Genomic DNA, 12,013 nt, shown 5'->3' with positions numbered 1-12,013 from the left:
TATAAAAGGAGTTGAACTCTCAAAACTTTTTTATTTTAAAAATAAAAAATATTTTGTACATATATTTCAAATAATTTAATTAATTTTGTATAATACATATTCCGATAATATAGAAGTATGTTAAATAATATTTAGTAATATTTGGAGTATTTATGTATAAAAAAATATTATTATTACTAGCTCTAATATTATTTAGTTTTGTTGTTTCTTGCAATGATAAAGATAATAAAGAAGATAATATAAACAACAGATTGCAAGATGATGAATATATAACTAAAATAGTAGAAAACAATTCCAAATAATTTTTTTTTATATAAACTTTGCATATAAAAAAAGCCCGCCTACCAACTGTAAACGAGCCTTAAAATCTTATTATCTATCATCTAATGTAATTAGAACTTCTCTTGGCTTAGAACCATTTTCTGGCCCAACAATACCTTGACGCTCCATAATCTCCACTATTCTAGCAGCACGGTTATAACCTATTTTTAAACGTCTTTGTAAGAATGATGCACTAGCCTTACCCGTTCTTGCTACAAGCTCAACAGCATCTTCCCAAAGCTCTTCGTCTAATATATCCTCTTCATCAGTGTTTTTGTCATCATCGCTTCCCTCTAATGCAGCAATCAAGCTCTCATCAAACATAGGAGACATCTCGCCAGATAAATAATCAACCACCTTCTTAACTTCATTGTCAGAAACAAAAGCTCCCTGAACCCTCTCAGGCATCTGACTTCCAGAAGCACAGAATAAAGCATCTCCCTTACCTAGTAACTGCTCAGCTCCAGACATATCTATTATAATACGTGAGTTTGTTTTGTTAGGTACTTGGAATGCAATTCTTGTAGGCAAATTAGCCTTTATAACTCCAGTAACAACATCTGCAGAAGGTCTTTGTGTGGCAATTATTAAATGTATGCCAACAGCCCTACTCATACCAGCCAAACGTGATATTAAATCCTCAACCTCTTTCGATGCAACAACCATCAAATTGTGAAGCTCATCTATCACTAAAACTATATATGGAAATAACTCCAAAGGCTCTCCATTAAACTCTGTCTCTCCCTCTTTAAGAAGCTGTTTTACTTTTTCGTTGTAAGTCTTAACATTTCTAACGAAGAATCTCTCCATTCTTTCATATCTTTTCTCCATTATGTCTACAATATATCTCAACACTATAGTAGCCTTCTTCTCATCAGAAACAACAGGAGACATTAAATGCGGTATACCGTTATATATAGAAAGCTCAACTCTCTTTTTATCTACAAATATAAACTTAAGCTCATCAGGTCTAAACTTATATAAAAGCGAAAGTATTATTGTAGATAAACAAACACTTTTACCAGAACCAGTAGTACCAGCAACAAGTAAGTGAGGAGCTTCAGACATATCTGATACAACATTGTTTCCATATATTCCTTTTCCGAGTACAAATGGTATATCAAGCTTTGATTGCCTAAAATCACTGCTTTCTAATACATCTCTTAAAAACACAGCATTTCTCACCTTGTTTGGTATCTCTATACCTATAACAGAGCGACCTGGAATTGGTGCTATTATTCTCACACTCTCTGAAGCAAGTGCTAAAGCAATATTGTCTGTTAAGTTTGATATTTTTGAAACTCTAGTTCCTGCTGCTAATTCAAGCTCATATCTTGTAATAACAGGTCCTCTTGATACTCCTGTAACTTTAGCTTCTATATTAAAATCAAGCAATGTGTTTTCTAATTGTATTGCTGTTTGTTTTATAGATTCAAGCATTGCATTATCATTTACAGGAATTGACCTATTAAGCAAATCAAATGGAGGAGCTTTATAATGCTTGTCTACATACTTGCTGTCAAAGTTTGATTGTATTAAGTCAAAATCATTTTTATGATTTTTATATAATATTGGTTTTTGAGGCTCTTTTAATGTGTTTACTTTTTTTTCTGATTCTATATTTATAAAACCGCTATTAGTTTCATTATCATTTTTTATGTCTTCTATAGAGTTTAACTTCTCAGCATATTTTTGAAGTTCCTTTTCAACATCATACTCTTCTTCATTATTAGTTATATTATCATAATATTTAGAATCATTTGAAAAATTATGAAGCTCTCTCAAATCATCTTTTATTTTTATATCTTCTATATCATTATAAGATTTATCAACATTGTAAAGCTCTTCTTCGTCCAAATCAAAACAATTTAATATACTATCATCATCAATAATATTATTGTTATTGTAGTTCGGTATATGGTCTTCTCTTCTATAAGCTCTCTTTGAAGCATAACCCATAGGAAACTCAAAATGGCTACTCTTATTAGTTGTTGTTTCTAAATAATTTAACTGTTCTTTGTTGCTGCTTCCTCTCTTTATTTTGCCATGCTCTCTGTCATACATCTCTTTTAATTGCTTATTTTCATTAGCAACTCTTCTTAGTTTATCTAATATATTTTCTTTATTATCAGTTTTAATAGAACTATTAGTTTTATATGAAACATTAGTATTATTTAAATCATTAAAAGATTGATGATTTATAGTATTTTCTTTTTTTAGAGTTTTCTCTTTATACTCTTTATATAATTTATCTAAATCTTCTATATATTCTATTTTGTTATTTTCTAATTCATCATTATTATTTAACTCTTTAAACTTTTTCTCTCTGTTTTTATATATATTCTCAAGTATAATGTTCTCATCATAATCGCTATTTATACTATTTGCCGCCTTCAAATAATTTTCTGTTGTATCATAATAATTAACACTACCCTCATAAGCAGCCTTTTTAAAATCTGACTTTTTGGCTCTGTTAATGCTAAAATCCCAATCAATATTTTCTATTGCCTCATGAACATTTTTATTATATTCATCATCATATTGTTTTAATTCATTATATTGATTGAAAGCATCTTCTTTTTTTTTTATATCAGTTCTTACATTATTTCCAAATGCAGCCTCAAATAAAGAATTGCCCATATCCTCTTCTCTATCTTCTATTGCATTAACATTAATCCTTCCATAATTATCTCTTTTCAAATTATTTAAACTCTCAACCATATAATCTAATTCTTTATTCTTAGCATCATCAAAATCATTTCTCTTATTAAAAAAGTCGTCCATTAGATTATCATTTATATTTTCATTTTTATTATATTTTCTCTCAGATGAATTATAATGATTGAAAGAAATCTTTTCTATAAATGGAGTATTGCTAAACTCAAAATCAGATACTTCTTTTTTACTAAATATAGGTAAGTACTCTAGAGAAGAACTTTTTTTATTATTTTCTTTTTTATAATTTTTTTCATCTCCCTCTTTTGTTATTTCATCTTCCCTCATTTCATATTTTTTCATCTCTTCTTTTTTAGTCTTTATAGTATCAGATATTTTTCTCTCAACATCTTTTAAATCTATTTTTTTTACCATATCTCTACAATAATTAACTAAATCAAGCAATGAAACTTTAGCAAATACTATTATAGTAATAAGAAGTATAGCAGAAGTTATTATAATAGAGCCAATATTTCCAAATAATGAAGCAAGAGAACCTCCTATAATTTCTCCCATTATTCCACCCTTATAATAAAATGCTTTATCTCCAAGTAATATATCAAGAAGTATGCTAGACAACATCATCACAAATGATAAAAGAAGAGCAAACATCAAAATATTTTTAACAGAATTTTTTAATATAATATTTACTCCAGCATATATAAAAAATGCAGGTATTACAAAAGAAGAAACTCCAAAAGCAGAAAACGAATATTCAGCAATATAAGCTCCAAACTTACCAAGTAAATTATTTGTTGTGAGTGTAGTATTCATCTCCCCTATGTTAGCACTCAAATATGATAAAATTAATATACCCGCAAAAAGTATGCATAAAAATCCAATAATATCATATATAGGGTTTCTATTTTTATCATCATATGATTGATAAACATTTTTACTCTCAGCTCTTTTTTGTATGTTTAATTTTCTTTTAGTAAACATTATAAAAACTCCAGCTATTTTTAAGCATTAAAAAAATATATATACACAGCTAAACCAACTATTATGCAGTAAAAACTAAAGTAATAAAGCTTTCCTTTTTTAAGAAAAGACATCAAAAACTTTAAAGCAATAACTCCAAATATAAAAGAAGTAAGAAGCCCAACTATCACATAGGTAATATTAAAGTCTGTTAAATCTTTTAACGAAAGAAGCAAAGCACCAAATATAGCAGGCAAAGATATTAAAAAAGAAAACCTACCTGCAAAATCTCTATTAAGTCCCAAAAATAAAGCCGTACTTATAGTCATACCAGACCTTGATATTCCAGGGAAAACTGCTATAGCCTGAGCAAAACCAATTAATAAAGCATTATAATATGTTGTTGTAAGAGCATCTTTATTAATTCCTCTATCAGCTTTTTTTGTAAGAAGCAGTATAGAGCCTGTTATAATAAGATTAAGTCCTACTCTCTTTGTATCAATATTACTTAAATACTTCTCTAAAAATAATCCCACTATAGCAACAGGTATTGAAGCTATAATTACCATAAGCCCAACTCTAAAACCTTCATTATTTTTACTTGAATACTTAACATCTTTTAATCCAGAAAAAAATCCAACTATTGCATTAATAATATCTTTACGAAACACTAAACAAGTAGCTAAAAATGTACCAAAATGAAGTGCTATTTCAAAAGATAATATATTTTCTGTTGTGTTAAAATTAAGAAAAGATTCGGCTATTCTTAAATGTCCAGAACTAGACACTGGCAAAAATTCAGTAACCGCTTGAATAAATCCTAATATAATTGCTTTTACCATTAAAAACTACCCCTATTCTTTATAAATTGTTTACATAATACTGTTATAATTCTCGGATAGTTTTAAAAAAACAACACAAAAAAATTATGTAAACTCTAATTAATATTTTTATAGAGTAACTTTTTAATATAAATCTACTACATTTCAAACAAAAAAATAGGTATTTTTATGCAATATACAACTTATATATTGTTTTTTTAAAGATTAAAAATTCATATAATATAAAATATTCTATTACAAAAGGACTTTATATATGGAAAATGAAATCTTATTATATAATTTAGGTTACAACATAAGATTACTTAGAAAAAGCAAAAAAATGACTATAGATGCTCTAGCAGAACAGGCTGGTGTTTCAAGTAAGTATTTGCAAGGCATAGAAGTTGGTAATAGAAATATATCAGTAAAAAGATTAAATAAAATAGCAAGAGCCTTAGAAACAACTCCAGAAAGTTTATTAACTATAAAAAGCAGTAACTTAGAAAATAGAGATGATAAACTTCTAAACACTTATGAAAAATTAAAAAAAGTTGAGCCAAATAAATTAGATATTATATCCAATTTAATAGATGATATAAACAAATTATCAAGTTCAGAAAACAATAAAAAAAGACCTTAAACAAAAATTAATCTGCTCAAGGTCTTTTTATTTATTAAAAGTTATTAACTTAATTAATAGCTAATAATGTTTCCTGTAAAGCAGCCATATAGTCTTTAGCTCTTGAAACATTTGGATTATCTGGATAAGTATTAACAAATGTATCTAGAGCTTTATAAGAATCAGAATATCTTCCAACTTTGAAGTATGATAAACCAATATAAAGCAAAGCTTCAGCATCAAGAGTATAAACATTATTTAATCTTACTCTATTAAAATAATCTACAGCACTATTATAATTTTTCTCGTTATAGTATGACTCACCAATTTTAAATAAAGCCTCTTCCTGATATTTAGTTCTAGGGAAAAGAGTAGCTATTTTATTATAATACATTCTAGCTTTAACATAATTCTTTTCAACATACATTCTATGAGCTATAGCAGGCACTTGAATAAGATAAGTCCTTGAAACCTCATTATAATATATGCTAGTGTTATAATATTTTAAGAAATCTTCATATATTTCAAAAGCTCTGTCATATTCATTCATAGCAAAATAAACTCTAGCTCTTCCTAAAACTGCTAACTCGCCATCTGACCTTAAAAAATAACTTAAAGCCTCACCATATTTTTTCTCAAAGAACAACTGATATCCATATTGCATATTTATAGTAGAAGCTAAAGATTTATCAGAAGGTTTTAAATTATTCTGTAATTTAGCAATAATATATTGATCAGCACTGTTTTGTAATCTTGCTATATCGGCATAAGCTATTATAGCATCAAGCTGATAAGCTTCAAAACCTACGCCATCTATTATTTCAGATAAACGATTTTTAGCTAAATTATAATTTTTCATTTTCTTTAATGAATCAGCTACAATAAAATAAGATTCAGCTACATTGCTAACAGGTTTTGACCTACTGTCTATAGACAAATATTCATTTAAATTATTAATAGCTTCATTATAATTTTCTAATTCATAATATCTTTTTCCTTTCTGAAAATATCTTTCAGGAGAAGACAATGTTGAAACTTTAGTAATAAAAACACCTATCAATATAGCTACAACTGTAATAACAGAAGCTAAAACTGCTGCATAAGTTTTCATAATCTCTCCTTTATTATAAATCACTTAAAACTTGATTAATCCAGAAATTAACTTCATTAGGATTAATAGATTTTATTTTTTTCAATGTATCTAAAGCGTTCTTTTTTCTTCCAGCATTTTTATAAGATTTACCAAGAAGTAAATTAATATCATAATATAAAGCACTATCAACTTTTTTTCTAGATATAGGCTCTAAAGTTGCAATAGCTCCTGAATAATTATTAGCCTTAAATTGAGCCAAAGCCCTCTGATATTCAGAGCTATATCTTTGATACTCAGTTGGAGTCTTTTTAGTATTATCTTTTTTTATCTCAACATTAACAATATTTTCATTCTTATCATTTGTAAAACTAGTAACCTTTAATTCATTAGTAACATTTTCAACCATACGGCTTTGATTAGTAAAGTCATTAGTAACAAAATCATTAGTATTAATTTCATTAGTCAATGAATCATTAGTAGGATTAATTATATATATTTTAGTAGTGTTATAGTAATTAGTATAATTATTAGTCAAATTATAATAATTAGTATAATTGTAATAATTTGTACTAAAAACTATTCCTCTATTTGAATCTATTCTATTAGTGGTGTAATAGAGATCAACATAATTTGTAGGAGGTAATATACTATAATTTGTATCAAATAAATTAGTATTAGGATAATAACTTAAAAAATCATTACTATTTACTATATTTGTAAGCATATCATTTGTAAAGTAAGTATTATTAGTATTAAGGTCATTAGTTATAATATCATTTGTAATAATGTTATTAGTAATGATTTCATTAGTATTTATTTCATTATTGATATTAGTCATATCATTTTTAAATGGATCATAATATTCAAACTGCATCAAATCCATATTTTCTGTAGCAGTGTAAAAGTTAATATTATCTATATATGATATTACAGCATAATAATATTTATCATATTTAGGTAAATTATCATAGATAGTATATGTAGTAGATGCGTTAGTTGCTTTTGTTGAAGCTACCACTTTTGCATTAGTAAGCACTGTTTTACTTAAAATAGGATCTTCACTTCTATAAACATAATACATCAAATTCGGATGATAAATACCAACCCAACTTACTTCCACTTTATTTTCTTCTATATGTTTAATATTAAGTTTAGTTACAAGCCTTCTAGAGTTAGGCAAATCATTATAATTTTCTATACTAATTCTATCAGAAGAGGTCTGAGCAATCAAACTAGTGTATAAGTATGCAAAAGCTACTAATACTAAAGTTAATAATAGATATAATTTATTGTTTTTTAATCTTTTCATCTTATTATCCTCTTTGTACTATTATAATAGTCGGATGCATATATTATAAATTTTACACTATAGCATAAAAAAATAAATAAAAACTTTATATTTTTTCCATAACTATAGCAATTAAAAAACCAAAACACATAGATAAAACTGTTGCTGTAAGCATTCCCAAACTTAAAGTTGTAATATTAGGCCATAAACTTAAAAAAGATACTACTATTATACCAAGTACAAAACCAAATAATACAGATTTATGTTTTTGTATAACAATAGTAACAAGTTTAGATATAGTAAAAATTCCTATAGCAACTCCAAGACCTAAAAATATCAATGGATATACATTAGCAAAATTTTTAGTAAGAGTAGATACAAGATTAGATACATTCTCATACTCACCCAATATTAATAAAAGCAAAGAGCCAGATATACCAGGTATCACCATAGCAACAGCAGCAGCTACACCGCAGAAAAATAATTTAATTCCATAAAATATAGAAAAATCTCCAGTATAAGTAGTTTCTCCAGCAGGCTTATTAATATCAAAATAAACAAATATAGCCATTATAAAAGCACCTATAAAAAAAGATATAAATACTTTAAAATCAAATTTATCTACAGTTTTAGTGATAAAAGGAAAAGAACCAAGTATAAGCCCTACAAAAAATATTTTAGTAGGTACAGGATAATATTGAAATAAATAATTGATAATATTTAAAAAAAGTACTATGGAAACACCAGCTCCTAAAAAGACTGGCACTAATATTTTTAAGCTATCCCCTACTTCTTTCCATTTTAATTTAATAATAGCAGTAGGCAAAGTAGATATAGCATAAGTAAGGTTTTCATATATTCCAAGTACAAATGCTATAGTACCTCCAGAAACGCCAGGTATAGCATTAGCAACACCTATAGCCATACCCTTAATAAGGTAAGATATATAATTTCTTATGTTCATTTTATTCTCTTTTGTTAGATTTTTTATAATTTATTTTTTATTTAAGTGCTTATAAATAAATAAGCCATGTATAAAAACACATGGCTTTAATAGTAAAATCACTCTACAACAGCTATAATTTCAACTTCTACTAAAGCATCTTTAGGTAAAGCTTTAACAGCTACTGTACTTCTTGCAGGAGGATTTTCTGTAAAGTATTTAGCATATACTTCATTGAAAGCAGCAAAATTAGCCATATCGCTTAAGAAACAAGTAGTTTTAATAACATTAGCAAAAGTTAAGTTTTCAGATTCCAATAAACCTTTAATATTTTCCATTACTCTTTCTGTTTGTGCTTGAATATTATTTTCAGCCATAGCACCGCTAACAGGGTCTAAAGGTATTTGACCTGAAGCAAATATAAAATTAACACTTTTAACAGCTTGAGAATAAGGTCCTATAGCTTGTGGTGCTTTGTGAGTTTTTATTATTTTTTTCTCCATAAAAAATTCTCCTTTTTTTTTATATTATTTAATTTAATCACCATTTTATTGAATGAATTATAATAATTTTTTACAAAATATCAAGCAAATAATATAAAACTTCATACTATTTTATATAATAAAAATATAAAATATATTTACTAATTAACAATAAAGGCTCTTGACAATTTTTTATTATGTAGTATAATTCAGTACTCATAAGCTTTTAGAAATAAAAAAATCAATACTGGGGTGTCGTCAAGCGGTAAGACAAGTGGTTTTGGTCCATTTATTCGGGGGTTCGAATCCTCCCACCCCAACTTTTCTTTAATGTGGTTGTAATTATGGGTATAGAAGAAGAAATATTAGTTTTAAGCGGTACAGCTAACCCTCAGCTTGCTAAAGATGTTGTTGATAATTTAGGTATTAAATTGGGCAATATGCAAATACGCAAATTCGCTGATGGTGAAACTTTCGTTCAAATAGAAGAAACTGCTAGAAACAAAGATACATACATAATTCAGCCTACAGGAAGACCTTCCAGCAATGAAAGTTGGATGGAATTATTCTGTGTAATAGATGCTTTAAAAAGAGCTAGTGCTAAAAGAATTACTGCTGTTATACCATATTATGGATATTCTAGACAAGATAGAAAAAATGAGCCTAGAGTACCTATAACTGCTAAATTAGTAGCTAATCTCCTACAAGCTTCTGGTGTTCACAGGGTTTTAGCTCTTGATTTGCATGCTGCTCAAATACAGGGCTTTTTTGATATACCTGTTGATCATATGCTTTCTAAAAATGTTTTCTTAGAAAAAATAAGAAAGGATATAGATATATCAAATGCTATGGTTGTTTCTCCTGATATAGGCGGTGTAGGAAGAGCTAGATTTATAGCAAAAACTCTTAATCTCGACATTGCTATCATAGATAAAAGAAGAGATAGAGCTAATGAATGCGAGGTTATGAATGTTATTGGTAATGTAGAAGGTAAAGATGCTATCATTATAGATGATATTATTGATACTGGTGGAACATTACTTAAAGGTATTGCAGCTCTTAAAAAAGCAGGTATGAGAAAAATATATATATTTATAACTCATGCAGTATGTTCTGGTGATGCTTATGAGAGAATCAATGCCAGTGAAGTAGAAAAACTTTATATTACTGATAGCTTAAAAGTAATGACAGACAGATTAGGTAGCAAAATAGAAGTACTTTCTGTTGCTCCTGTTATTGCTAATGCTATTAAATATATACATTTAGAACGTTCTATAAGCGTTTTATTTGATCAGTAAATATTATTTTTTTGAAGGAAACAAAAATGAGTGAAAATTACACTATTAAAGCTTTACAAAGAGATACTACTAAAAAAAGCGTTGGTCATAAACTAATTAATGACGGATATGCTTTAGCTACTCTTTATGGAAGAGGTAAAGAATATTCTATTGCTGTAGAATTAAAAGAATTCGTAAAAATATTCTCTTTAGCTGGACAGCATGATATTATTACTTTAGATATACAAAATGATCAAAAAAGAGAAGTTCTAGTTAAAGACTATCAATTAGATGGTATTAAAAGAACTATCAGACATATAGATTTCTATGAAATAGATAGAAACAAAAAAATCAAAACTTTCGTACCTATTCGTATTGAAGGAATACCTGAAGGTGTTCGTTTAGGTGGTGGTACACTAGAGCAAGTTGAATATGAATTACCTATAAAAGCTTTCCCTGGTTCTATACCTAGAGAAATTACTGTTGATGTTACAGAACTTAAAGTTGGAAGTAGCTTACATATAAGTGATATTAAATTCCCAGAAGGTGTAGACCCTGTAGGTGATGGCTCTAAAGCTGTTGTTACTGTTGTTACTACACAAGATGAAGATACTCCTAATAAAGGTGCTGCTGCTGAAGCATAATAATAAAATTACAGGATAATCTTATTTTATGATGAAATTAGTTATGGGACTTGGCAATCCTGGAAGCGAATATCAAAATCATAGACATAATGTTGGTTATATGATACTAGATAAGGTTGCCAAGAAACTTAATGTAGAATTAGATATTAAAAAAAAGAAAACTGTATTTGGTAAGGCTAAATATGGTAAAATTGAATATCTTCTCCTAAAACCTCAAACTTTTATGAATCTTTCTGGTGAGGCTGCTTTATATATGGCTAGCTTTATGAAGATTGCTGTTGATGATATTATCGTTATATATGATGATATGAATATTCCTGTGGGCGAGTTTAAACTTGTAATTGCTAAAAGCGATGCTGATGATAATGACAATGAAGAAAAAGAAGGTCCTATAAAGCATAACGGTATAAAAAGCATAGAAGAGTCATTAAAAAGTAATAATTTCACTAGAGTTGGAATTGGTATAGGAGCACCTGCTGAAGGTCAAGAAATAGCTGATTTCGTCTTATCACCTTTCACTAAAGATGAAAGGAAAAAAATAAAAGATATAACTGATGATGTAGTTGATGCTATATGCAAGGTTTTATTTGAATCTAATAATAAAACATCTAAAAAGAAGTATCTATGACTAAACTTATAATTGGACTTGGAAATCCGGGTGAAGAATATAAAAATCATAGACATAATATAGGTTTTATTATTATTGATAAATTAGCACAAAACCTATCTCTTAAATTCGATAATAATAAAAAAAAGTCTTTATTCACAAGAGCAAAACTTAATAACACAGATTTTATACTATTAAAACCTCAAACTTTCATGAATCTCTCTGGAGAATCTGCAATTTATATATCAAAATTTTTCAATATAAAACCAGAAGATATAATAG

12 protein-coding genes and 1 tRNA gene are annotated in these 12,013 nt (G+C 27.5%); 7 read left to right on the top strand and 6 right to left on the bottom strand.

The window, feature by feature from the left end; all coding sequences use genetic code 11:
* Positions 1-152 precede the first annotated feature (152 nt).
* Complete coding sequence (locus E6A48_RS10145) at positions 153-302, top strand: hypothetical protein (RefSeq protein WP_219710089.1); 150 nt, start codon at positions 153-155, stop codon at positions 300-302.
* Between the two features lie 70 nt (positions 303-372).
* Here E6A48_RS10145 and E6A48_RS10140 read toward each other — a convergent pair whose 3' ends face one another.
* Together E6A48_RS10140 and E6A48_RS10135 are read right to left on the bottom strand one after the other, a co-directional pair.
* Positions 373-3,978, bottom strand: coding sequence for an FtsK/SpoIIIE family DNA translocase (locus E6A48_RS10140; RefSeq protein WP_219710088.1), 3,606 nt, complete (start codon positions 3,976-3,978; stop codon positions 373-375).
* A 20-nt stretch (positions 3,979-3,998) separates the two neighbouring features.
* Complete coding sequence (locus E6A48_RS10135) at positions 3,999-4,799, bottom strand: undecaprenyl-diphosphate phosphatase (protein ID WP_219710087.1); 801 nt, start codon at positions 4,797-4,799, stop codon at positions 3,999-4,001.
* Between the two features lie 253 nt (positions 4,800-5,052).
* Between E6A48_RS10135 and E6A48_RS10130 the strand changes: the two genes are divergently transcribed.
* Complete coding sequence (locus tag E6A48_RS10130; RefSeq protein ID WP_219710086.1) at positions 5,053-5,418, top strand: helix-turn-helix domain-containing protein; 366 nt, start codon at positions 5,053-5,055, stop codon at positions 5,416-5,418.
* Between the two features lie 49 nt (positions 5,419-5,467).
* Here the strand turns inward: E6A48_RS10130 and E6A48_RS10125 are convergent, their stop codons facing one another.
* The 4 genes from E6A48_RS10125 to E6A48_RS10110 all read right to left on the bottom strand — a co-directional run bounded on the left by E6A48_RS10125 (position 5,468) and on the right by E6A48_RS10110 (position 9,224).
* Positions 5,468-6,508: a tetratricopeptide repeat protein gene (locus E6A48_RS10125; protein WP_219710085.1), complete on the bottom strand. Its 1,041-nt coding sequence runs from the start codon at positions 6,506-6,508 to the stop codon at positions 5,468-5,470.
* A gap of 13 nt (positions 6,509-6,521) precedes the next feature.
* A complete protein-coding gene (locus E6A48_RS10120; protein WP_219710084.1) occupies positions 6,522-7,799 on the bottom strand; it encodes a tetratricopeptide repeat protein in 1,278 nt (425 codons plus the stop codon).
* Between the two features lie 85 nt (positions 7,800-7,884).
* A complete protein-coding gene (locus tag E6A48_RS10115) occupies positions 7,885-8,742 on the bottom strand; it encodes a DUF368 domain-containing protein (RefSeq protein WP_219710083.1) in 858 nt (285 codons plus the stop codon).
* A 98-nt stretch (positions 8,743-8,840) separates the two neighbouring features.
* The gene (locus tag E6A48_RS10110; RefSeq protein WP_219710082.1) at positions 8,841-9,224 is read right to left on the bottom strand and encodes a RidA family protein; all 384 of its coding nucleotides are present in this window, start codon (positions 9,222-9,224) and stop codon (positions 8,841-8,843) included.
* Between the two features lie 227 nt (positions 9,225-9,451).
* Between E6A48_RS10110 and E6A48_RS10105 the strand changes: the two genes are divergently transcribed.
* The 5 genes from E6A48_RS10105 to E6A48_RS10085 form a co-directional block, all read left to right on the top strand.
* Positions 9,452-9,523: transfer RNA gene (locus E6A48_RS10105), tRNA-Gln, on the top strand.
* 24 nt (positions 9,524-9,547) lie between these two features.
* On the top strand, positions 9,548-10,501 hold the full coding sequence (locus E6A48_RS10100) for a ribose-phosphate diphosphokinase (protein WP_014932685.1): 954 nt from the start codon (positions 9,548-9,550) through the stop codon (positions 10,499-10,501).
* 26 nt (positions 10,502-10,527) lie between these two features.
* Complete coding sequence (locus tag E6A48_RS10095; RefSeq protein WP_219710081.1) at positions 10,528-11,124, top strand: 50S ribosomal protein L25; 597 nt, start codon at positions 10,528-10,530, stop codon at positions 11,122-11,124.
* 28 nt (positions 11,125-11,152) lie between these two features.
* Complete coding sequence (gene pth / locus E6A48_RS10090; RefSeq protein ID WP_219710080.1) at positions 11,153-11,752, top strand: aminoacyl-tRNA hydrolase; 600 nt, start codon at positions 11,153-11,155, stop codon at positions 11,750-11,752.
* Positions 11,749-12,013 (top strand): aminoacyl-tRNA hydrolase (locus tag E6A48_RS10085; RefSeq protein ID WP_368858899.1); only part of this gene is annotated, 265 nt, incomplete at its 3' end. The genes pth and E6A48_RS10085, both read left to right, overlap by 4 nt.

Source organism: Brachyspira pilosicoli, from assembly GCF_019402445.1.
GTDB classification, from domain to species: Bacteria; Spirochaetota; Brachyspiria; order Brachyspirales; family Brachyspiraceae; genus Brachyspira; species Brachyspira pilosicoli_B.
The sequence above is the reverse complement of the archived record's forward strand: the minus strand, read 5'-3'. Positions and strand labels throughout refer to the sequence as shown.